General features: G+C 34.0%; 15 protein-coding genes and 2 rRNA genes. 12 read left to right on the top strand and 5 right to left on the bottom strand.

Annotated features, from left to right (window positions below; genetic code table 11):
• Positions 1-60: 60 nt before the first annotated feature.
• From AAGD36_RS06370 to AAGD36_RS06355, 4 genes are all read right to left on the bottom strand, one after another.
• Positions 61-2,289, bottom strand: a complete 2,229-nt coding sequence (locus AAGD36_RS06370; protein ID WP_341755352.1) for a tetratricopeptide repeat protein — start codon at positions 2,287-2,289, stop codon at positions 61-63.
• Positions 2,290-2,639: 350 nt separating this feature from the next.
• A complete protein-coding gene (gene rnpA, locus AAGD36_RS06365; RefSeq protein WP_341755351.1) occupies positions 2,640-3,050 on the bottom strand; it encodes a ribonuclease P protein component in 411 nt (136 codons plus the stop codon).
• A 3-nt stretch (positions 3,051-3,053) separates the two neighbouring features.
• Entirely contained in the window at positions 3,054-3,188 is a 135-nt protein-coding gene (gene rpmH / locus AAGD36_RS06360) for a 50S ribosomal protein L34 (RefSeq protein ID WP_341748129.1), read from the bottom strand.
• 92 nt (positions 3,189-3,280) lie between these two features.
• Positions 3,281-5,242 (bottom strand): transglycosylase SLT domain-containing protein, encoded by a 1,962-nt coding sequence (locus tag AAGD36_RS06355; RefSeq protein ID WP_410521257.1) that lies wholly within the window; start codon positions 5,240-5,242, stop codon positions 3,281-3,283.
• A 35-nt stretch (positions 5,243-5,277) separates the two neighbouring features.
• On the opposite strand from AAGD36_RS06355, the gene fabD reads away from it, so the two are divergent.
• The 3 genes from fabD (at position 5,278) to AAGD36_RS06340 (ending at position 9,531) form a co-directional block, all read left to right on the top strand.
• Positions 5,278-6,207 (top strand): ACP S-malonyltransferase, encoded by a 930-nt coding sequence (fabD, locus tag AAGD36_RS06350; protein WP_341755349.1) that lies wholly within the window; start codon positions 5,278-5,280, stop codon positions 6,205-6,207.
• Between the two features lie 78 nt (positions 6,208-6,285).
• Complete coding sequence (locus tag AAGD36_RS06345; RefSeq protein WP_341755348.1) at positions 6,286-8,115, top strand: ribonucleoside-diphosphate reductase subunit alpha; 1,830 nt, start codon at positions 6,286-6,288, stop codon at positions 8,113-8,115.
• 426 nt (positions 8,116-8,541) lie between these two features.
• On the top strand, positions 8,542-9,531 hold the full coding sequence (locus AAGD36_RS06340) for a ribonucleotide-diphosphate reductase subunit beta (protein ID WP_341751429.1): 990 nt from the start codon (positions 8,542-8,544) through the stop codon (positions 9,529-9,531).
• Positions 9,532-9,776: 245 nt separating this feature from the next.
• Here the strand turns inward: AAGD36_RS06340 and AAGD36_RS06335 are convergent, their stop codons facing one another.
• Positions 9,777-10,655: a hypothetical protein gene (locus AAGD36_RS06335; RefSeq protein WP_341755347.1), complete on the bottom strand. Its 879-nt coding sequence runs from the start codon at positions 10,653-10,655 to the stop codon at positions 9,777-9,779.
• Between the two features lie 85 nt (positions 10,656-10,740).
• Here AAGD36_RS06335 and odhB point away from each other — a divergent pair, with 85 nt between their 5' ends.
• The 9 genes from odhB (at position 10,741) to dnaQ (ending at position 23,547) form a co-directional block, all read left to right on the top strand.
• Positions 10,741-11,928 carry a 2-oxoglutarate dehydrogenase complex dihydrolipoyllysine-residue succinyltransferase gene (gene odhB / locus AAGD36_RS06330; protein ID WP_341751427.1) on the top strand — a complete coding sequence of 396 codons (1,188 nt, stop codon included), beginning with the start codon at positions 10,741-10,743 and terminating at the stop codon, positions 11,926-11,928.
• Positions 11,929-11,949: 21 nt separating this feature from the next.
• Positions 11,950-16,386, top strand: a complete 4,437-nt coding sequence (locus AAGD36_RS06325) for a pentapeptide repeat-containing protein (RefSeq protein ID WP_341755346.1) — start codon at positions 11,950-11,952, stop codon at positions 16,384-16,386.
• 199 nt (positions 16,387-16,585) lie between these two features.
• Positions 16,586-19,365: ribosomal RNA gene (locus AAGD36_RS06320) — 23S ribosomal RNA — on the top strand.
• Positions 19,366-19,518: 153 nt separating this feature from the next.
• A 5S ribosomal RNA gene (gene rrf, locus AAGD36_RS06315) occupies positions 19,519-19,633 on the top strand.
• A 304-nt stretch (positions 19,634-19,937) separates the two neighbouring features.
• Complete coding sequence (locus tag AAGD36_RS06310; RefSeq protein ID WP_341755345.1) at positions 19,938-20,510, top strand: VUT family protein; 573 nt, start codon at positions 19,938-19,940, stop codon at positions 20,508-20,510.
• Positions 20,511-20,927: 417 nt separating this feature from the next.
• On the top strand, positions 20,928-21,866 hold the full coding sequence (locus AAGD36_RS06305; protein ID WP_341751424.1) for a DNA cytosine methyltransferase: 939 nt from the start codon (positions 20,928-20,930) through the stop codon (positions 21,864-21,866).
• Between the two features lie 2 nt (positions 21,867-21,868).
• Entirely contained in the window at positions 21,869-22,051 is a 183-nt protein-coding gene (locus AAGD36_RS06300) for a hypothetical protein (RefSeq protein WP_341755344.1), read from the top strand.
• A gap of 237 nt (positions 22,052-22,288) precedes the next feature.
• Positions 22,289-22,864 (top strand): dephospho-CoA kinase, encoded by a 576-nt coding sequence (gene coaE / locus AAGD36_RS06295; RefSeq protein ID WP_341748118.1) that lies wholly within the window; start codon positions 22,289-22,291, stop codon positions 22,862-22,864.
• Positions 22,852-23,547 (top strand): DNA polymerase III subunit epsilon, encoded by a 696-nt coding sequence (gene dnaQ / locus AAGD36_RS06290; protein WP_341748117.1) that lies wholly within the window; start codon positions 22,852-22,854, stop codon positions 23,545-23,547. The genes coaE and dnaQ overlap by 13 nt, the downstream gene beginning before the upstream one ends.
• Positions 23,548-23,889: the final 342 nt, after the last annotated feature.

Genomic DNA, 23,889 nt, shown 5'->3' with positions numbered 1-23,889 from the left:
TTAAGGTAGTTGCGATGAGCTGCCACTTAATATAAAGTTCCAACGATTGAACCTTAATATTTAATTGTTCTTGACCCACAAATCCATGTTATATTGTTTACAATATTCAAGCATATCAACGGTATTAGGATGATGTATGCCAAACTCCTTAATTTGTGGCTTACCAAAGAATTTATAATTATACAGATCTTTTGATTTACATGCGGCTTTTGCCCCTTTGTTATATAATTCACTTACTTGAGCAATATTTTTACTTTTCTCTTTATATAAGTAATGATATATGGTAAATGCTTGTTTATAGGATTCGATTGCTTGTTTAATATTATTTTGAGCAAACAGAATATCCCCTTGTACTACATAACTAGCTGCTAAGCTAGTATTTTTAGAATAATTTGTTTTCTCTGAACTGTTGTTTTCATCTGCTAAAAATATGGGAATAGCTTTATTAATGTATTCAGAAGCTTTATCTATTTTACCTAAACCTAATTCACTTCTTGCCATTATTGCATAAATATCTCCATCTTCATACTCATTGTGTATTGAGTTATATAATGATTGAACCTGAGTATAAGCTTCTTGATATCTACCTAAAAAATTCAACATATATGCTCTATACATATAAATTGTAAAAGCGTATGAGTCATTAATATTATGACCATTTTTTATAAATATTTCAATAACTTTATCTGCACACTCTAAAGCTTCTTGATAGTGACCTTGCATCTTAAAGAATGAAGCTTTTATAATATATAGTGTATATATTTCATCTTCTTGCATTACTCTTGATTTTACTAGCTTTTCTATCTTTTTAAAAAGTTCTTCAGATATTTTTATTTCACCTAAGAATATATAAGTCATAGCTAGATTAGAGAGAAGATTTAATTTAATAGCGTAATAATCAGCTTCATTATCAAGCTTATCTAGAATATTTAATGCTTTAGTAAAATAAGAAATTGCTGTGTTAAAATCCATTAATATTGTTTTATAATACGCTCCCACTATTCCTAAGTACCTAGCATAATAACATTTTTGAGATTCAGGCACTTGCCATAATTTAAATTCCTTATTTTTCTCTTTTTGATAAAACCAATCAAACATTTGTTTGACTTTGTTGGGGCAGGTGTTTGCGTGTAGAGCAAATAACTCCACTCTTAAGATAAGTATTGCGGATAGATTAATATTATATTTTTCAGAATTATTTAGAAGGATTTCTAAGTTTTCTAGTATAGTTTTGGTACTTTTCCACAAATATCCTGAATAAGGACCTTTAAATTTAGGTAATTTGTTAATAATATTTTCTAAATATATTTTATTATTATCACCATTTAATTCCATTATTTTATTGCTGATTATATCATGCATTTCAAAAATAGGATTATCCTTGTTAGGATCAATATTACTGATTAGCATAAATTTAGATAATTGATATATATCATCATCTAAAGTATTTGTATTATCAGTAATGATGGTAAGCAGCTGTTTTGAGAAACTTTGATTATTGAGTAAAGCTATTTTATTAAGTAATTTTACTGCACTAGGTTTTAATTCTTGAATAGCCATTTTAATATTTGTTGCTATTTTATCAGTCGATTGATAAATTTTCTTTTTATATTCCTCTTTATCTAAACCTTTAACTTTGTTAAGTAATTGAGCTCCTTGCACTATCAATATTGGATAACCACTAAAAGATTGCATTAAAAATTCGATATTATTGTTATTTTTATTGTCTAATAAGTTATTAGCTAAAGCTACAATAGTAGACACATCAAGTAGGGGCATTGCTATAATATTAGATAATTTTTCATTATCTTGCGAACAAAACACGACCTGACCATTATGCTCCCAATCAATTAAATCTTGTACTTTTTTATTTTCATTAACTTTTAAATTATCAAACACTAATAACCATTTATTAGTAGCAGTTAAATATGATATTACTTCTTTTTTTGCTAAAGCAACTTCTTCAGATATATTAGTTTGTTTGATAGTATTGAGTTGTTTGGCTAATTTAACAAATTGCTCGTTCAAATCAAGGTTACAATCAAAAAACCAAATTAGATCATAATTATTTTTATAAGCATACATTCTAATTAATTGAGTTTTACCTATACCGCTAGTACCCACTATACTTGCTTGTCTATATTTACTTAAATATTCATCAAGGATTTTAAGTTGTTGCTCATGATTGACAAAATAACTAACTGGGGTGATTAAATTAGATACTTGTTCTTGAGCAAAAGTTCTAGTATTAATGATTAATAATATGATTGATAGTAGAAAATTTTTCATATAATGAAACTGTTAAAAAATAAATTATGCCCTAACGGTACGTATAAAACATATTATTAACCTCAGCATCCGTAATGGAAGTCAATAAGAAAATAATAACTCAACTTAAGTTTGAATATTAATAATAAAAATCATTAAAAAGTAGGAAAGTTTGTTTGCTAATTCTGAACCTAAATTCCACTAGCCTAGTATCAGTATTATGCAATCCAAATTATTCCCAACTTAACTTACGCGAATTTGGGTAACTTGATGGTAGCTGAATAAGGGCTGGATTCCGCATCAAGGCTAGGATGATATTTTTTACACGAATGATAACTTTTGATTGCAGGAGGTAATTTATGCAGTAAGGATTACACCTGTGAAACTATCTTGTATAGTTCACTTAATAAAGTTGCAAATTCAATTTGCTCAAAACCTTTCCTAGGGATGACTATCATTGCCCAACTATTTTGTTTGAATTTTGATTCTTTGCTTAGCAGTCTAACTAAATGCCTGATACGTCTTTTGATTTTATTACGAATAACAGCATTTCCTAACTTTTTTCCGACTTTCATGCCAAAAAGTAATGTATTTGACGAATTATATAAAATCTCACTAGATTTCTTACATAGGTTGTCAATATTACCTTTTACATTTAGCTTTGCAAAGAGCTTAGCAGAATTCTTTGCTATTATTGTGATAAAATAAGGACTATGGAACTTTTTTCCTAACTTATTAACTAGGTCAAATTCTTTCTGATTTTTTAGGGATGAGATAAGCACTTACTACGCTGATAATTTTTTTCTGCCTTTTGCTCGGCGTTTCCTTAAAATTTCTCTACCGCCGACAGTTGCCATCCTTGCCCTAAATCCATGTCTTCTTTTTCTTACTAAATTGCTAGGTTGAAATGTACGTTTCATAAATTCATATCCAATACGAAATAATATATTTCTTTATAGTCAGATAATGTTAAACTGTCAACTTAAATAACATTATTTAAACTAGGGTATAGCTATATTTCTCTCTTATTATCTTTAGTCTTTAAAAGATCTTGTTTTAATTTTAAGTTATTATTTTTACTAATAATAGATCTATAAACTTGCAGATTTTCCAAAACACGTTGAGTATAGTTCCTAGTTTCTGCATATGGTATTAGTTCAATCCAATCAATTATTTGTCGTAAATTCTTAAAGTCACGAGGATCACCAAACAGATTAATCCATCTTGTGATTCTACAAGGACCAGCATTATAAGCTGCAATGGCTAAAAGATAATTACCATTATATAGTTGTAAGTATTCTTTAAAATGATTAGTACCAAGCATGATATTATATTTAGGGTCAAGAGTTAGCTTTTTAATATGACATTTACAGCCAACAGATTTAGCCGTATCATAAGCAGCTGTATCTGTAAGTTGCATTAGCCCCTTAGCTTTAGCTGTACTAATTGCATGCTGATTAAAAACTGACTCCTGTCTTATAATACTGTATGTTAAAGCTGGTTCTAGGGGGGTATTTTCTACTGCCTTAGTATAAGGGGTAGGGAAAGCATAATCCTTAATAAAAGTATGATGTTGACAAGCAGTTTTTGCTACATCTACTGTATGATGAATATTACCCTTTGTGCTAATGATATCGGTAATTAATACAATCTTAGATGGGGTTGATGATTTTTCAATAGCCGTTTTAGCATATAACAGAGCTAAATCATGCTTACCATATTTAGTCAAATATTTTATGGCTCTAATAATTTCACTATTTTCATTATTATGCTTAGTGGAGGTAGGCTTTTGTGGTAAAATGAAGTGCCGTTTGTTAAGTTCGATATTAGCTAACTGTCCATAGAAACTATGGGAATACTTGCTGGCCATATGATAAAATTTATTCGCTTGCTCTTTATCCCCTTTGGCTTCATAAGTTCTAGCTAGCCAATATTGCCCCCTTGATACGCTTAATGGTTTAGCTGCAACTTTCATAAATTTGTTAAAATGACTTAAAGCAATATCAGGCTTATGCAAAAATCTAAGGGCAAGCCAACCACTAAGCCATTCTGCTTCTCTTACATGTTCGGGATCAACAGTAATTGGCATGCTAATTATCTTATAACTACTGGAAAAATCTTTTTGGTCAATAAATTCTCTAGCATAATAAGATTGTACACAAGCCCAATAGGCGGAATGTCTTTTATCTTGCTTTACTTTTTTAAATAGAGCGATACTTTGGCTGGTAGGAATCTCTGTTTTCTTGGAATCCAAATAGTTAAATAATAAAGCTGGGGTATAATATTTTTCTGATACTTGTTGAAAAAGTTTTTCACTATCATTAGATTTATTTAAGATAGCAATTTGGGCAATAAAATTTTGTTTATAGCCATTACTGACATAATGCATATATTTTTTTGCACTACGCATATCCCCTGCCCATAAATATTCATCAATTTTTTTTACATGATCTTCTTCACATAATATATTTTTGAAATTACTCAAATAATTGCTTTCTTCTGCTTGCGTAAAAACCCCATAAATCCAACCATTTTTCATAATCTTCGCTAATTTTTGTGGATCTTTTATTAATTTTCTACTGGCTAAAGCATAAAATTTATAGCCTAAAGCAGTAATTGGTTCGTTTTCACTAAACCAGTTTACAATTAAAGCTTGGTCTGTGTTATAGTTTAAATATTGTTCTGCCATCTCTTTTAGTTTATCGACTTGCGGCCAGTGGGGATTGTTTTGTATAAATTTTATTACCTCTTCAAAGCTATTTTTCTTATAATTCGGGTCTAAGAATCTTTGAGACATAATAATTTTGATTAAGGTTTTATCTTTTGAAGTCTTTGCCATCTTTTCACAATCTTGCCATGCTTTTTTGTCTAAATGTATAAAAGTTTCTTTGACATAGTCCGATGCCATTGACTCTGATATTAATAAATTTAGAATAATTAAAACTATTGACAGTATTGTTGAAATTCTCATAATCGACAGCGGATAAATTAAATTATTATGGTATTATTATGAATAGAGCATTTGTCTTTCCAGGTCAAGGGTCACAAATGGTTGGTATGGGGAAAGAATTCTACGATAACTTTCAGGTGGCAAAAGAGACATTTGAAATTGTAGATAATACTCTTGGAAGAAAATTAAGCCATATTGTCTTTAATGGATCAAGTGAAGATTTAACTTTGACTATTAATGCTCAACCAGCACTAATGGCAGTATCTATGGCAATATTGAATGTCATTAAGCAACAAACAAATAGAAATATTACTAACCTGTGTTCATATGTTGCAGGTCATTCTTTAGGGGAATATAGTGCATTATGTGCAGCGGAAAGTATAGATATACAAGTAACTACCCAATTGCTAGCAGTACGTAGTAAGTCCATGCAAGAAGCCTATCCGGTCGGTCAAGGCTCAATGGCGGCATGTATAGGCGTACCTCTAAAAAAGCTTGAAGAAATCATCAAAGAGGTTATAGACCTTGATATAGCTAACGATAATATAGATGGACAGGTGGTAATTAGTGGTAAAACTATAGCAGTGGAACGGGTAATATCTATCGTAAAAGATTTAGGCTATAAAGCTATTAAATTGAATGTAAGTAGTCCTTTTCATTGTAGTTTGATGAAGCCAGCAGAAGAGCAAATGGCAAAGACTTTAGACAAAGTAGCAATTAACAAACCGTTTGTTCCGGTGATACAAAATGTTACAGCTAAACCAATAACTAACCCTATAGAGATAAAACAAAACTTAATCTCCCAGATTTGTGGTAGGGTGAGGTGGCGTCAAACTTTAAACGAATTGGAAAATCTGAAAATAGAACAAATAGTTGAAATAGGTGCAGGTAAGGTTCTAACTAATATGCTGAAAAAAACTGATCATAAATTTAATTTGATTAATGTTTCGAGTCTTGTAGAATTAGAAAAATTTTTAGAAATTATGTGATTATGGTATTAGTGCTAAGACAAAAATCTGCTATGATCCCAATTTAATTAAAACAATAAGATATAAGATAATATAATAATGGCAACGCAAGCAAATACTAAATTTCCTATAGAAATTGATAAGAAACGAGATAATTTACTGACTAATTTTGGTAAAGCTGTCCTAAAGGATAGGTACTTACTAGCCGGAGAGGATTTTCAAGATCTATTTGCTAGAGTAGCTAGCTATTATGCTGATAATGCAAAATCAGCTCAGCAATTATATGAGTACATAAGCAAGTTGTGGTTTATGCCAGCTACACCGGTTCTTAGTAACGGTGGAACTGACAGAGGGATGCCTATCTCTTGTTTTTTAAATGAAACAGATGATAGTTTAAAAGGTATTGTAGATCTTTGGACTGAGAATGTTTGGTTAGCCTCACGTGGTGGTGGTATAGGAAGCTATTGGGGCAATGTTCGTTCTATTAATGAAGCAATTAAAGGCAAAGGTACTTCTTCTGGCATTATTCCATTTGTCAAGGTTGTCGATTCTATGACTTTAGCTATTTCTCAAGGGTCAATTAGACGTGGTAGTGCTGCTATATATTTACCAATTGATCATCCTGAAATTGAGGAATTCATAGACTTAAGACGCCATACTGGTGGTGATACTAATCGTAAAGCTTTAAACATGCATCACGGCATAGCTGTAACAGATGCATTTATGCAAGCAGTTGAGAGTGATGGAAATTTTCCATTAATCAGCCCTGCTACTAAAAAAGTTGTACGTGAAGTTAAGGCTAGAGATTTGTGGGTTAAGTTACTAACTACTAGAATAGAAACTGGAGAACCCTATATTTTATTTATTGATACTGTCAATAAATATATTCCGCAGCATCATAAAAAACTTGGGCTACAAGTAAAAACTTCTAATCTTTGTAGCGAGATTACCCTGCCAACTGGCATTGATCATTTGGGTAAGGTTAGAACGGCTGTGTGTTGTTTGTCTTCTGTAAATTTAGAATATTTTGATGATTGGCAAAATGACCCTGAGTTTATTCCTACCGTAATGCGTTTTTTAGATAATGTACTTGAAGATTTTATTACTAAAGCACCTAGTACCATGGAGCGAGCTAAATATTCAGCAATGCGTGAACGTAGCGTAGGTTTAGGTGTTATGGGTTTTCACTCATTCCTGCAATCAAAGGATGTACCAATAGAGTCGGTAATGGCAAAGGTTTGGAATAATCAAATATTTGAACATATTCATAAAGAAGTTGATAAAGCTTCAGTAGTTCTATCTGATGAACGTGGTGCTTGCCTCGATGCAGTTGAAGTAGGTATTAACGAACGGTTTAGTAATAAAACAGCTATTGCTCCTACGGCATCAATCTCTATTATTGCTGGCAATAGTTCGCCTGGAATTGAACCATTTGCTGCTAATAGTTTTGTCCAAAAGACTCTTACTGGATCTTTTAATGTACGTAACAAATATTTAGAAAAGCTGTTAAGCACCAAAGGTTTTAATAATGAGCAGGTTTGGTCATCAATTGCAACTCATGAAGGCTCAGTTCAACATCTAACCTTTTTATCCAGCCATGAAAAAGATGTTTTCAGAACTGCTTATGAGATTGATCAAAATTGGCTTATTGATCTAGCAGCAGATAGGACACCACATATTTCACAATCTCAATCTCTAAATGTTTTCTTAGCAGGCAATGTAAGTAAGATGTATTTAAATAATATCCATTTTAGAGCTTGGAAAAAAGGGGTTAAGAGTTTATATTATTGTAGATCAACCTCAATTCAAAGAGCTGATAAAGTATCACACGATGTCAAGAAAGCGGATTTTCAAGATATTGAAAGAGATAATAAGAAAAAACAAGAAAAAGAAGTTGTGTCTTATGATGAATGTTTATCCTGTCAGTAATAGACCTCCTGCATAATTCTACTTTTGCTGGTAATTTGTGCGTCGATCCGGGTACTCGAATCCGTAACGGAATTTGAGTACGCTGCGGGTCGAGGTTCTGTGTCTCCTACAAATTCCTCAGCAAAAGCGAATTATGCAGGAAGTCTAATGAATATACGCGAATTCGGGATAAGAATTTGTCAATTCTTATCCAATCGTCATTGCGAGCGAACGTATGTGAGCGTGGCAATCCATGAAGCTTGTCATATAGATTGCTTCGTCAACCTACGGTCTTCTCGCAATGACGTTTTATAGACGTATATGTCATTGCGAGCGAACGTATGTGAGCGTGGCAATCTATGAAGCTTGTCATATAGATTGCTTCGTCGACCTATGGTCTCCTCGCAATGATGTTTTATAGTAGTATACTTAAAAAGGAAATATAATATGTCTTTACTTAATGCCAGTCCAATCTACAAACCATTTTCTTATCCATGGGCTTATGAAGCGTGGCATATTCAACAACGAATTCATTGGTTACCAGAGGAAGTGCCGCTAGCTGATGATCTAAAAGATTGGAAATATAATTTAAGTCCTGGAGAAAAACACCTATTAACCCAAATATTTCGCTTCTTTACTCAAGCTGATATTGAAGTAAATAATTGTTATATGAAACATTACTCTAGGGTATTTAAGCCAACAGAAGTATTGATGATGTTATCAGCATTTTCTAATATGGAAACAATTCATATTGCTGCTTATTCTCATCTGCTTGATACCGTAGGTATGCCAGAAACTGAATATTCAGCATTTCTCAAATATAGAGAAATGAAAGATAAATACGACTATATGCAGCGTTTCGGTGTAGAAACTAAAGAAGATATTGCTACTACTTTAGCAGTATTTGGTGCATTTACTGAAGGGTTACAGTTATTTGCTTCATTTGTTATTTTACTTAATTTTCCTCGTTTTAATAAAATGAAAGGTATGGGGCAAATTATTAGTTGGTCAGTAAGGGATGAGACGTTACATACTGATTCTATCATTATGTTATTTAAAACTTTTATTAGGGAGAACCCTGAAGTATGGACTGAAGAGCTTCGTAGCCGTCTTTATGAAGCGTGTGCTACTATTGTGCATTTTGAAGATGCCTTTATTGAACTAGCATTTGAGGTTGGTGGCATTGAAGGTCTGACAGCTAGAGAGGTAAGACAATATATTCGTTATATTGCCGATCGCAGATTAATGCAGCTTGGACTTAAAGAGATTTATTTAATTGATACTAATCCGTTGCCTTGGCTTGATGAAATCTTAAACGGTGCTGAACATACTAATTTCTTTGAAGGAAGGGTGACCGAATATACCAAAGCTGCAACTACTGGATCGTGGGAAGATGTATTCGCTGAGATGGATGGTAGGAGGAGTGGTACTACTTAACCTGAATTCGATGTAACAAGTTACATCGAATTCAGTATTATATATAGAAACAATCAGGTTTGAAGCGGCTGCCCACCTGATTGTTAAAATATAATACTCTATTCAATATGTGATTTTAATAATTAAAATCACATATTGAATGATGAAAAAAGTTAAAATGTACCCGCGTCAAGAGTGCATTTCTCCTTATAACAAAGCAAGTATCGATATAAGAATTATTAATTCTTATATCGAATTCGCGTGACTTAATGTGTTCTTGCTGGATTATTAGGTTTTCTACTAATGCGTGATACGTGGTCTACCATATTTGGAGGTTTTGGTGTTGGGACTTTAGCTTTAGGTAAAATCTTTTCCTCCTTAGGTGGTTTGTTAATTGTTGTGTCAAAATCGCTAAATAAACTTGTCTGAGTTTGAGGATTTATTTTATTTTTAGCAGGATCACCAGTAATAACGTTTTTTATATAAGACAGGATAAATCGACCGCAATTTATATTATCAGCTATTTTCTGATGACCTAGATATGATGATTTAAAGGTAACTCTATCTTTTCCAAATGTTTCTTCTAGTGAGTCTCTAATTGGTTTTAGTGGGTAGAAACGGCTAAGCCATCCTTTGGAATCATGATGATGAGATGTTATATTGCCAGCAGTATCTTTATTAAGTTCTAAATATGTGAAGTGTCTCCTTGTCAGAAGTCCAAAAAAATATTTGTTAGACTGACAAATAGGAATTATTGCTTTCTCCCAATTAGGATCTTGGTTTAATACTCCAAGTGTATCCTTTAATGGGGCTGCAGTTGTTGTAAGCGTACTGCCTTTTTGAGCATCATGAGATGGAGCAGTGATATAATTATTGTCATTTTTAAGATAATAATTGATTTTATTCTCAGGATTCCCCGGATTTTCATACGTCTCTGCTGATAGTTTATATCCTTGCTTTCTAGATAAATCTTTCAAGACATTATATATCTGAGTAGGCTTATATGCCATGTATGGCTCAATTTCTTTCCGATCTTTCATTTCATTCCCTATAATATCCTTAATATATATTAGTGGTAAATAAAATAATAGTATACTAAAATGACTGCAAAAAATAGATGTTTTATAGATAGATGTTTTTAACATCATTTGAGTGCTAAAACAATTTTTGTTATTAGTGCAAGATATAAATAATAGTATAATAGAATATAATTGGGAGAATAAAATAATTATGAGTATTGAAATTATAGTTCCATCTCTTGGAGAGTCTGTATCAGAAGCGGCTATTGCTAAGTGGCATAAAAAACAAGGAGATGCGGTAAAAGTGGATGAACTACTTTTAGAACTTGAGACAGAGAAAGTTACGTTAGAAGTAAATGCACTTTCCTCTGGTGTAATAAGCAAAATACTTAAGAATGAGGGCGATACAGTATATGTGGGTGAGAGCGTAGGACAAATTACCGAAGGAGAAGCTTCTAGTGTAGCTTCACCTAGTACACTAGACAAAGAGATAAAACAGCAACCTGCAAGTACCAACAAGGTTGATGTTCCGCCCTCGGTGCAAAGATTAGTGAGCGAAAATAAACTGCAATTAGCTGACATAAAAGGTACTGGTCGAGAAGGCAGAGTAACCAAGGGAGATGTACTAGAGTTCATAAATACCCCGCCTGTGAAAGAAACAGAATTACCTGTTATAGCCAATGTTGTACGTGCAAATGAAGGGATGGTTGAGCGTGTTAAAATGTCACGTCTTCGTAAAACTATAGCGGATCGTTTAAAACAATCACAAAATACTGCAGCCATTCTAACTACTTTTAATGAAATTGATATGTTGAAAGTTATTAATTTGCGTATGCAGTATCGTGAAGAGTTTGAGAAGAAGCATGGCGTTAAGCTAGGATTTATGTCATTTTTTGTAAAAGCTACTATTGAAGCTCTTAAAGCAGTTCCATCGGTAAATGCCGAGATAGAAGGGGATGAGATTTTGTATAAGAATTATTATGATATTGGTGTTGCAGTAGGAACAGAGCAGGGTCTAGTAGTGCCAATAGTTAGGCAGGCTGACAAATTGAGTTTTGCTAAGGTTGAGAAAGAAATTGCTGGTTTGGGTAAAAAGGCTAGAGAAGGAAAATTATCTATGTCTGATTTATCAGGTGGAACATTTACCATTTCAAATGGCGGTGTTTATGGATCACTATTATCAACTCCGATTATTAATCCTCCTCAATCAGGTATTTTAGGTCTTCACAAGACTGAAGAAAGACCAGTAGTGGTTAATGGTAAGATAGAAATACGTCCCATGATGTACGTTGCTTTATCTTATGATCATCGTATTATTGATGGCAAAGAAGCAGTTACTTTTCTTGTAAAAATAAAGGAATTGATTGAGAATCCTGAGAAATTGTTATTAAATCTTTAATACAAAGAAGGAGTATAAGTTATGGTGAAAAATAAACCTGTTTTCTATGATCTCGCTGTTAAGATTGAAAAATTTCGTCCTACTAGCAAGGATATAAAGGATTATATTACAGCTCAGCATGCAACTTTAGCAAGTGACCCTAAGGAAAGTTTAAGCCTTAACCAATATTTAAAGGAAAAATATTTTTCAGATGATAATGTAGTAGTAGTTGCAGATTTATCCGATAGGACTTTTAGTAGATCTGGTAATGTAACAGACCTAAGCGGAGGAGATTTTACTGGTTGTATACTTAAAAATACTACTTTTACAGGATGTAATTTAGCTGATGCGGTGTTTTGTGATGTTGATTTTGACAATGCTTATTTCGAAGATACTATTCTAAAAAACATAGATTTTAGAGGGGCTGACCTTGCTAATTGTAGGTTTTCTGATGGCTATAAAGGATACTCTCAAATAGGGAAAGAACGTGATATTGAGGGGATAAAATTCAGTACCACTTCTTCTTTAGGCAGAAAATATGCTGACATAAAAAGTGACTTAGTTCGCAAAAAAGAGCAGCAAGATCTTATAAGTAGTAAACAAAAAGAATTAGAAGAGGCGGAGAAGAAGTTAAGCTTGAAAGCTCAGGCTTGGCGTATTGGAGGTTATAAAACCGGGAATTCAGAATATGATAGGCTGCAAGAAGAGCTGCAACTAATGGTTGAGCAAAAAATATTTCCTAGAGAAGATAATTCAATGCATGAAACTTTTCAAAACATTTTTGGCAGTAGCAGTTGTACTTTTGATCCAGCTTATGTACGAGGATCAACTAAAGAACAGCGGGATCAAGAAACGCAATATGTACCCTTAGCTCGGAAAGATATAGAGCAATATTTGCAGGCAAGAAAGAGTAATGAGAATTTAAGCTTAAATGATTTTGCTAAATCTAAATTAGAGAAATCACAGATAAGATCAGGAGCAAGAATTATTGCAGATTGTTCTAGTAGAGTTGATACTTCTAATAATAATGAATGGTATGATAGAGTTGATTTATCTAATTTAGATTTCTCTGGAGCAGATTTAGGGGGTGCTGTGTTCGCAGGGTCCGTTTTATCCGGATGTAGATTTAATGGTACTAATATTAGTGAAGCGAATTTTGAGAGTGCAGAACTTGATCGAGCTAATTTTTTAGGGTCTAAAGCAGATAACGCGAATTTTTTTAATAGTAATTTAAGTCAGGCAGTCGTTGATAATAGTCAGTTTACACATGCTTTTATGGCTCGTTCTAATGGTCAGGAGGTTGTGATAAATAACTCCAACTTTGATTATGCGAATATAAAAAATGGTAAATGGGATAACGCAAAATTGACTGATTCAACATTTAATCAGTCAGATTTGCAAGGTATTTCTTTAATCTCAGCAGATTTACGAAGAATACAAATGCAGCATGCAATATTAGATAAAGCTGTTTTAACAAAGTGTCAAGTTATAGAGAGTGATTTATCTAATGCTTTGATGGAAAAGGTTGAAGCACATAAGGCAAAATTTAAAGATACTATATTGCAGAACATAGAAGCAAAAGGATTAGATTTGTCGGATGCTGAGTTAAGTGGTTTGACTAAGTTGGATGGAGCGAATTTAGAAGCAGCTATTCTAAGAAGGATTAATGCTGAAGGAGTGAATTTTATTAATGCCAATCTAAATATGGTGGAAGCACAAAAGGCGAATTTCAGAAATGCAATTTTAGAAGGAGTAGAGGTCAAATTTGCTAACTTAACAGAGGCGATTTTAGAAGGAGCGAAGGCTAAAGGAATCAATGCAAGTTATAGTATATTAAAAAAAGTTCATGCACAAAAGGCTGATTTCTCGAATAGTATAATGAGGAGTATTGACGCTCAGGAAGGGGATTTCACCGAAGTAATATTCATGAATGGTGATCTTACAAAATCAAAATTGCAGCAAGCGATATTGGAAAAAGTACAAGCAGAAAAGGTTAAGTTAGAAGGAGTTAATTTACGTGCGGCAAAGTTAGCTGAGGCTGATTTGTCTAAAGCTACGGTCGATATTGATACTGATATTGTGGACGTAAATTTGATTGGTTTACAAGGCACATTCATTCAGAATGGTCAAGAAATTATTCCGCAAAAGCTTCAAGAAGAGCAAAAACAATTGGAGCAAGTAAAAAAAGCGGAGCAATTAGAATTAACACTAGAGAATTTACCTCACATCGCTGTAGGTTTATTAAAAGAGACAGGGACATTTCTTCTTGATATTGCTACTATAGTACCTTCAGCTATTAGGAATCCGCTGGATACAAAGAAGCTATTATATGATGAGCTATATGCTGATTTCCTGAGATTTCAAGAAGTGAGTGGAAAATTATTAAGTGATAAGTTGCTAATTGAAGAAAGGCAAAAATTACAAAAAGAACAAGTAGAGCATGTATCTAATCTAATCAAGGGAGCTGGTGCAGTGGCTGATATATATATTCCTGCTCTGAATGAAGCACGATCTGATCTATTGAAAGATCAGATCGCTCAGCGTGTTTTGTTGCCAGTTTTAGAAGCTGTGTTAAATCCCGCTCCAATGATTTCACCTACAGAAGCTAGTAGAGTTAATCCTGATATATTTGATGGAGTAGATAAAAATTTTATTAGAAGGATAGTGCCGTTGGTGCTAAAATTAGGAGGTGGCGTATTAGAAGGAGAATCAAATAAAAAAGTACAAGAAATTTATAAAAATCTAATAATTTCTAACGAGAATTCAGGGCGTGATATCATTAAAAATGCTTTAGAAATCTTTACCAGCCCTAAAGTAGCAGAAGTAGTCAAAAAAGATTTAGTTGAGTTTTTACGTGATTCAGCTAATCAAAAAGAAATTACCAAAATTGCTGAGAATGTTCTAGACGATAAATTTACTAGGTTCGTATCAAAAGAATTTTTTAAAAATACTATGTTACTGGCAACTAATGCAAGTAGTACGATATTAGATCATACTCCTGAAATGGTTACGATTTATGAGTTCTATATGAAACATCAAGATATTGGCTTGGAATTATTGGCTGATAACAATTTATCTTCGACTCGAATAGAAGAAATAGTGGAAACACAAAAAGCCATGATATTGTCTATTTTAGATAATACTAGTAAGGTTGTTCAAGATCTAGCTCCTGCCTTAAAATCGACTCTACCACAATATTTTGCTGATAATAAAAAGAATATTTTAGAATTTTTGGATAAAACAGAAGTGCAGCAAAATATAAGATCTCTTGGTCTGAATCCTAAATTTGTACGTGATGCAACAGCAGCAACTATTCCATTTATTGTTGATGTTTTACCGATAATAGCAGAACTTACTGAAAGTTGTTTAGCAGACAAAGAGGGGTTAGAGCGAATCATTGAGCAAACTAAAGAGGTTATGAACGTACCTGAATCCAAACAAGCAGAAAAAGTTGGTAAATTAGTAAACTCTCTTATTAAGTTTAATAAGGATAATCCTAAGGTTAAAGAAGTTTTACAAGAAAAAATACCTGAGCTTTTAATAAAACATGCTAAAGACCTTGGCCCTGTGGTTGAGAAATTTTTAAATGAAACCGAGATGGGTAAAAAACTAAAACTAAAAGGTGAAGCAATTGTTAAAGCACTAGGGGATCATGCTAAGGAAGTAGGAACAATAACGGCTTCATATAAGAAGGGAGAATATAGTGCAATGGTTCGTCCATTGATTAATTTGTTATCTGATACAAAAGTTCTAAGTTTAGCTGTAGAAGCTACTGTTAACCTTTGGAAGTATAATTTTCAAAAACATTTTGTGTCTAATTCAACACGTGAAAAAGTAATTGGTGAAAAAATGAACCAAATTATGGAAGATGTTTTGTCCAATCCTCTTGTGATAGCTAAGTCAGACAAGAAAATAGATTTATCTTCTATCTTTCAGGAGCAGGCTGAGAAATATAGTCGAAATAATTCATCTGAGTATTCACCGATACTTTATTATTCCTTAAATAATAAAGATTTGAGAGGATTATCTTTTGAAAAAGTAGATATGAAATTAGATAATTTTGAAATTAAGGGGTTTAATTTTAATGAAGTGACGTTAGGAAAATGTTCTCTGAAAAATGCTGAGTTGAAAGAATGCTCTTTTAAGAGAGTTACTTTTAAAGAACATATAGACTTTGAAGGAGCTACCATTGATGGTGATACTTTAACTACACTTCTTCCGGAAATTAAAAAATATAATAAAAAACATCCGGAAAAAACAATGAATTTAGATAATATCAGAGTTGTTGGGAATATAAGCGAAGAAGTTAAATCAAATCCTTTGCTAAAAAATGTAGATTTGAATAAAGCTACTGTAAAAAAAATAGAAGTTATTCCACCAGTACCTAAAGCAAGTCAAACAATATCATCAAATGAACATAGAGAAAGATATGATAGAAATGCTAACAAAGAAAGACAAACAAATCTGTTAATCAGATAAAATAATGTTTGACATTGTTCTGAATAATCGGTATAAAACTTCACACAGGGCAAAAATCCTGTAGCTGTTTGAAAAGTTGATAAAACTGAAAACTAAATACACACTGCGATAATAAAAATTTATGATCGTGAGTGGATACTGTATAAGTAGCAGAATTAGTTCTGTACACATCGTACAATCTCAAGCTTTAAAAGAATCAAAGTAAATAAAATAAGAGCATTTGGTGGATGCCTTGGCACTAGAAGGCGATGAAGGACGTAATACGCTGCGATAAGCTTCGGGGAGCTGCGAATAAGCTTTGATCCGAAGATTTCCGAATGGGGAAACCCACCTGCTTAGCAGGTATCGTATAGTGAATACATAGCTATGCGAAGCAAACCCAGTGAACTGAAATATCTCAATAGCTGGAGGAAAGGACATCAACCGAGACTCCGTTAGTAGTGACGAGCGAACGCGGACCAGGCCAGTGGCTTCAGAATAAAAACTAGAACAACATGGAAAGGTTGGCCATAGAGGGTGATAGCCCCTTATAGGTAAAAAGTTTTGGAGTCCTTGAGTAAGGCGGGACACGTGAAATCCTGTTTGAACATAGGGGGACCACCCTCTAAGCCTAAGTACTCTCTAGTGACCGATAGTGAACAAGTACCGTGAGGGAAAGGTGAAAAGAACCCCGATAAGGGGAGTGAAATAGACCTGAAACCGAATGCTTACAAGCAGTCGGAGCAGACATTGAGTTTTAAAGCTCGTTTATATGTTCTGTGACGGCGTACCTTTTGTATAATGGGTCAGCGACTTAGTTTATCTAGCAAGCTTAAGCCGTTAGGTGTAGGCGTAGCGAAAGCGAGTCTGAATAGGGCGACTTTAGTTAGATGAATTAGACCCGAAACCGAGTGATCTAGCCATGGCCAGGTTGAAGGTGGAGTAATATCCGCTGAAGGACCGAACCCACTACTGTTGAAAAAGTAGGGGATGAGTTGTGGCTAGGGGTGAAAGGCCAATCAAACTCGGATATAGCTGGTTCTCCGCGAAATCTATTTAGGTAGAGCGTTATAGCGATTACCGTCGAAGGTAGAGCACTGGATGAGCTAGGGGGTCCTACAGACTTACCAAACTCAACCAAACTCCGAATGTCGACGAGTACAGCATAGCAGACAGACTGTGGGTGCTAAGGTCCATAGTCGAGAGGGAAAAAGCCCAGACCGCCATCTAAGGTCCCTAAATCATGACTAAGTGTTAAAGGATGTGGGAAAACCAAAACAACTAGGATGTTGGCTTAGAAGCAGCCATCATTTAAAGAAAGCGTAATAGCTCACTAGTCTAAATAAGTTTTCCTGCGCCAACAATGTAACGGGGCTCAAGTCATGTACCGAAGATGCGGATTTGCACTTTAATAGTGCAGATGGTAGCGGAGCGTTCCGTAAGCCTGTGAAGGTGAACTGTGAAGTTTGCTGGAGGTATCGGAAGTGAGAATGCTGACATAAGTAGCGATAAAGAATGTGAGAAACATTCTCGCCGAAAGTCCAAGGGTTCCTGCGTAAAGTTAATCTGCGCAGGTTTAGTCGGCCCCTAAGGTGAGGCTGAAAGGCGTAATCGATGGGAATCAGGTTAATATTCCTGAACCGAAAGGGTGTGACGAAGATAGTAAATTGTATATGCTTATTGGATTGTTATATGCAGTGAATATCTTCCAGGAAATAACACCCTTATTAAAGACCGTACCCTAAACCGACACAGGTGGACAGGTAGAGTATACCTAGGCGCTTGAGAGAACGATGCTGAAGGAACTAGGCAAATTGCATCTGTAACTTCGGGAGAAGGATGACCTATAAATGGGCAACCATCTATAGGTGGCACAAACCAGGGGGTAGCGACTGTTTATTAAAAACACAGGGCTCTGCAAAGTCAATAGACGAAGTATAGGGTCTGACGCCTGCCCAGTGCTGGAAGATTAAGAGGAGGGGTGCAAGCTCTGAATTGAAGTCCCAGTGAACGGCGGCCGTAACTATGACGGTCCTAAGGTAGCGAAATTCCTTGTCGGGTAAGTTCCGACCCGCACGAATGGCGTAACGATTTCCCCGCTGTCTCCAGTATCGACTCAGCGAAATTGAATTCTCCGTGAAGATGCGGAGTTCCCGCGGTTAGACGGAAAGACCCCGTGAACCTTTACTATAGCTTTGCACTGGTATTAGGAATTAGATGTGCAGGATAGGTGGGAGACTATGAAGCGGTGGCGCAAGCCACTGTGGAGTCATCCTTGAGATACCACCCTTTTGATTCTTGATATCTAACCGCGATCCTTGAATCAGGGTCCGAGACAATGCATGGTGGGTAGTTTGACTGGGGCGGTCGCCTCCCAAAGAGTAACGGAGGCGCGCGATGGTTAGCTCAGGTTGGTCGGAAATCAACTGTTAGAGTGCAATGGCATAAGCTAGCCTGACTGCGAGTCTGACAAGACGAGCAGAGACGAAAGTCGGTCATAGTGATCCGGTGGTCCCGAGTGGAAGGGCCATCGCTCAACGAATAAAAGGTACTCCGGGGATAACAGGCTGATGATTTCCAAGCGTCCATAGCGACGAAATCGTTTGGCACCTCGATGTCGGCTCATCACATCCTGGGGCTGGAGAAGGTCCCAAGGGTTCGGCTGTTCGCCGATTAAAGTGGTACGTGAGCTGGGTTTAGAACGTCGTGAGACAGTTTGGTCCCTATCTGCCGTGGGTGTAGGAAGTTTGAGAGGATCTGCCTTTAGTACGAGAGGACCGAGGTGGACGTACCTCTGGTGGACCAGTTGTCGCGCCAGCGGCATAGCTGGGTAGCTAAGTACGGAAGGGATAACCGCTGAATGCATCTAAGCGGGAAACCCACCTCAAAACTAGACTTCCCTATCAGAGCCGTGGAAGACCACCACGTTGATAGGCTAGGTGTGGAAGCACGGTAACGTGTGTAGCTAACTAGTACTAATAGCTCGATTGTTTTACTTTGCTGAGGTTGTACTTGTGTACAGCATTAATTCTGCAAGAAACATAAAAAGGTTTTCAGTTTTATCAACAACTCAAATTTTAGACCTCTTTTGAAATTATGGTTCTATGAATAAATGTCTAAAGAAGTCTATATATAAAAAATTTGTATTGCTAGCTTGGTGGTTATAGCACGAGTGAAACACCCGATCCCATACCGAACTCGAACGTGAAACCTCGTAGTGCTGATGGTACTATGCCCTGAGGCATGGGAGAGTAAGTCGCTGCCAAGCTTGCAATGCAAGTTTTTTGTGAAGGTCATGTACACTCAAATGATCCTACGAATTGCATTTGAAAATGAGGGGTAAACTAAAGTAATACGTGAGTTCCTGATGTTTTTAAAAAACAATTCTTAAAAGCGTAAGAGTATACAAATTGTCATTAGACATTTGTTGTTTTGTGTTCCAATTCTCCAAATCATTTAACTACCCTTGCAAGCAAGTCTTTTAAAAAGTAAGTTTTAAAAAATCAACTAAATTATCTACTAACAATAATCCATATTATTTGATAAAATTAAAACAAAAAGAAGGAGGTAATATGAACAATATTAACACTAAGTTTTACATACTACTAGTAATACTACTTGGTATATTCACTTATTCATTAAATCTTTTTAATAAAATATCTCAGTGTTCTTTAGTATTTGTGTTTTTAGCTATAACTGCAAATATCATATCTGAACTATATGGTAGGAAAAAAGCTTGGATTGCTGTAACGTTGAGTATAATAGTAAGCTTTTGTTTGTTATGGGACTTCAATTATTATATTCATGGTCGTGTTATTAATGGAATTATACTTGTATCTTTTGTATCTATATTGTTATCAACATATTGTAGTACAAGTATATTTGTACAACTCAAGTCAACATGTTCTTTGAATACAAGAAATTTTGCTGGTTTAATGATGGGTGCGGTTGTAGATGGCATTGTGATGTCAGGATTTTTTGTAAATATATTCTCTACAAGTAGAGTTTTGTCGATATTTTTAAAAGAAGTATTATTTAAATGTGCATATTCATTAACAGTTTATATATGTATATTTTTGGGGTCATTTTTAGTCCAAAAAGTATATTGCAATAATAGGACTACCCGTGAACTGAAGAATTTTTGAGTAAAAAATACAGCTGAGTACCGCAAGAATCTTGGATAATGACGATGCAATTCTTGATTTTCTATTCTAGAGTATATATACTCAAATGATATTAAAGGGTGTTGGCAAAGTAGTAATAAAGTAAAATTATCGTCATATTTTGAGAATATATTATATAATTTTACTTTTTTTGTTGGCAATTTAACTAAAGAATTACTTAAAAATTTGCTTTATATAGCATTTATATGACTTTGCCAACATTCTATATACCTAACCCAAGGAACTCTTAGCTAAAAGCGATGTCATTTCCACTTTTGCAGGAATGATATCGATAGTAGTTAAGATTATATTTATACCAACTATTGGTACAATTCTTAAATTGCCCTGATCAAATCTAATGGAATTAACTATATCATAACTTATTTAAACAGGAATAATGTGTATAAATTTATAGACTTGTTTTGCGGTATTGGTGGATTTAGGATTGCTTTAGAAGGAAAAGGAATGGAGTGTGTTTTTTCTTCAGATATAGATAAGGATATTCAAGAAACTTATGTAAAAAATTTCGGAGAAAGACCTTATGGCGATTTAAATGAAATCTCAGAAAAAAAAATACCAAAACACGATATTCTATGTGCAGGTTTTCCTTGTCAACCCTTTAGTATTTCTGGTAAGCAATTGGGATTAAAAGGCAGTAACGGAAGATTATTTTATGAAATAATTAGAATCGCCCAATATCATAAACCATATGTTTTATTGCTTGAGAACGTCAAAAATATAATTAATATTGATAATGGATCGGTAATTAAAACAATAGATATAAAATTGGATGAAATTGGTTATAAAGTTTATAGGCATATTCTAAATTCTTCTTTTTTTGGTATACCTCAATCAAGAGAAAGGGTTTATTTTGTTTGTTTACGTAAAGATTACGATAATGATCTAAAATTTAAATATTTACCGCCAAAAGAAACTTTTGCAAAAGTTTATTTGGATGATATTTTAGAAGAAAAAGTTGATGATAGTTTATATATTAAAAGAGATGACATAGTAATAGATGGCAATAAAGAAATTGAAAGAAATTTAAGACCTCTAAGAATTGGTTATGTTAATAAAGGCGGTCAAGGAGAAAGAATCTATAGCCCCTTGGGACATGCAATAACTCTTTCCGCTTTTGGTGGAGGAGTGGGTGCAAGAACTGGCTTATATTTAATTAATAATAGAATTAGACGATTATCAGTTAATGAATGTAAAAACTTAATGGGATTTCCAAAAAATCACCATGTTATAGAAGGGATAAAAGGTTATCAACAGCTTGGCAATGCTGTTATACCAAAGATGATCAGTAATATTTATGATTCAATTGGAATATCATAATTATGAATAGAAATGCTTATATAGGAAAAAATGTTGAGGTTCTGTTTAAAAATAGCATAGGAGATCATCAAAAAATCATACAAAAAATTCAAGAAAACTTTAAAATACAAGGGGACTTCGTAGCTGCGATTTGTAGCGGAGTACATAATGAAAAAGTAGATGTAAAAATGGAATTTTCTTGCTAAAGGTGGTAATTTGCTTATTGGTAATTTGATAACTTTTAAAAGAAAAGGGGGAAATGGTAAGTTATGTTCGCATAAAATAAAAACCGACCCAACTCACCCAGGTAATAACATTCAATTGCAACTGAGAATGTATGAATTTATAAAAGAAATGAAAAATTATGAGTTAGGTAATTACGTTATCTAAATTTAAATCCCTTAAAGTGAAAATTACTTAGAAAAAATAAAATATTTATTAGAATGATCGCGGTAGGAATCACCGGTAGTTATGCTTCAGGGAAAACTTTTGTCTTAAATTATTTAGCTAATCTAGGATTTATAACTTTTTCTGCTGACGAATATGTTAAGAACCTATACGAAGAGTCAGAAATACAAAATATGGTTCTTAACTTACTACCTGATCTAAAAAGCTTTGATAAAAGAAAAATTGCAGAGCTAATCTATGCTAATGATTCAGCAAGAAACAAACTGCAAAATTTTATTCATCCATTTGTAGTGGAAAGTTTGTTTCTTTTTAAACAGCAAAATAGTAAATCAGAGATTACATTTGCTGAGATACCATTACTTTTTGAAGCTGGATTTGATCAATATTTTGATTTTTATGTTACAACATTCTGCTCAGAAGAATCTAGATTAAAACGTGCAATGTCTAGAGAGGCTTTTAATTTAACAGCTTATAATAAAATAGCACAAATTCAATTGCCGCAACAGATTAAAATAGAAAAAGCAGATTTTGTTATTAATACTGATGTTAATCTAGTAGATTTAGATAAACAAATAACTCAACTAATAGAAAAATTAAAATGCAGCAATTAAGAGAAGTAATTTTAGATACTGAGACAACTGGTTTAGACCCCAAAAATGGTCACCGAATTGTTGAGATTGGTGCTATTGAGATGGTTAATAAAGTTTTAACCGGCAAACATTTTCATTTTTATATTAATCCAAAGCGAGATATGCCGACGGAAGCTTATCGAATACATGGCATATCGGGAGAATTTTTAAAAGACAAACCACCTTTTGAAGAAATTGTTGACGAGTTCTTAGGGTTTATTAGCAATAGCAGACTTATTATACATAATGCAGCATTCGATATTAAATTTATTAATTATGAGTTATCTCTGCTCAAAAGACCTTCTACAGAGTATTTAGAACTTTCTAATATTATCGATACTCTTGCTTTAGCTCGGAAGATGTTTCCTGGAATGAAAGCTAATCTTGACGCATTATGTAAAAGATATAAAATTGACAATTCCTCACGTAAGTTGCATGGGGCACTTAAAGATGCGGCATTACTGGCAGAAGTTTATGTTGAACTTACTGGAGGTAGGCAGATAAGTTTCAATATTAATAGCCAAAAGGCACAAAATATAGACGAGTTAGTGGTTCAAACTACTATGGCAAATAAAAAGAATACTATAGTTATCAAACCAACTAAGGAAGAGTTACAAAAACATAAAGAGTTTTTGTCAAAAATTCTTTCTCCAATTTGGTTGTAGAACCAGTGTGCGAAAGTGAGAGTGACATATATACTCTTCTGCTTTGAAGAATTGGTTTTGTAAAACTGCGTGGTATTCGCGTACTCACGTTTTATCTTCGAGACAGAAAAGTGCTTGAAATGTCTAAAAAATCAGGCTCGTAGTGCTTTTGGCATACTAAAAATTAGTCAACATAATGTTTCTTATTTGTGCTACAATTTGTTAGATATAAGGCTTTATGGTAATTTTCAAATATAATCAACTAGTATGATAGTGAAACGAAAGAGTTTTTTCGTGGTTGCCTTTCTGCAACTTTAGTGTAAAATCAACAGAAAAGTTCTTGTGCAGAGTCACAGAATGTGC

The sequence above is a fragment of the Candidatus Tisiphia endosymbiont of Ptychoptera albimana genome, assembly GCF_964026605.1.
GTDB lineage: Bacteria > Pseudomonadota > Alphaproteobacteria > Rickettsiales > Rickettsiaceae > Tisiphia.
Note: the sequence above shows the minus strand (reverse complement) of the source record. Positions and strands in the feature narration are given on the sequence as shown.

Excerpts from the sequence above, each read along its gene's own strand:
- AAGD36_RS06310 (WP_341755345.1), top strand. The coding sequence starts at position 19,938 with ATGAACAATATTAACACTAAGTTTTACATACTACTAGTAATACTACTT.
- AAGD36_RS06300 (WP_341755344.1), top strand. The coding sequence starts at position 21,869 with ATGAATAGAAATGCTTATATAGGAAAAAATGTTGAGGTTCTGTTTAAA.
- AAGD36_RS06335 (WP_341755347.1), bottom strand. The coding sequence starts at position 10,655 with ATGTTAAAAACATCTATCTATAAAACATCTATTTTTTGCAGTCATTTT.
- odhB (WP_341751427.1), top strand. The coding sequence starts at position 10,741 with ATGAGTATTGAAATTATAGTTCCATCTCTTGGAGAGTCTGTATCAGAA.
- AAGD36_RS06340 (WP_341751429.1), top strand. The coding sequence starts at position 8,542 with ATGTCTTTACTTAATGCCAGTCCAATCTACAAACCATTTTCTTATCCA.
- coaE (WP_341748118.1), top strand. The coding sequence starts at position 22,289 with ATGATCGCGGTAGGAATCACCGGTAGTTATGCTTCAGGGAAAACTTTT.
- AAGD36_RS06370 (WP_341755352.1), bottom strand. The coding sequence starts at position 2,289 with ATGAAAAATTTTCTACTATCAATCATATTATTAATCATTAATACTAGA.
- dnaQ (WP_341748117.1), top strand. The coding sequence starts at position 22,852 with ATGCAGCAATTAAGAGAAGTAATTTTAGATACTGAGACAACTGGTTTA.
- AAGD36_RS06345 (WP_341755348.1), top strand. The coding sequence starts at position 6,286 with ATGGCAACGCAAGCAAATACTAAATTTCCTATAGAAATTGATAAGAAA.
- AAGD36_RS06325 (WP_341755346.1), top strand. The coding sequence starts at position 11,950 with ATGGTGAAAAATAAACCTGTTTTCTATGATCTCGCTGTTAAGATTGAA.
- rpmH (WP_341748129.1), bottom strand. The coding sequence starts at position 3,188 with ATGAAACGTACATTTCAACCTAGCAATTTAGTAAGAAAAAGAAGACAT.
- fabD (WP_341755349.1), top strand. The coding sequence starts at position 5,278 with ATGAATAGAGCATTTGTCTTTCCAGGTCAAGGGTCACAAATGGTTGGT.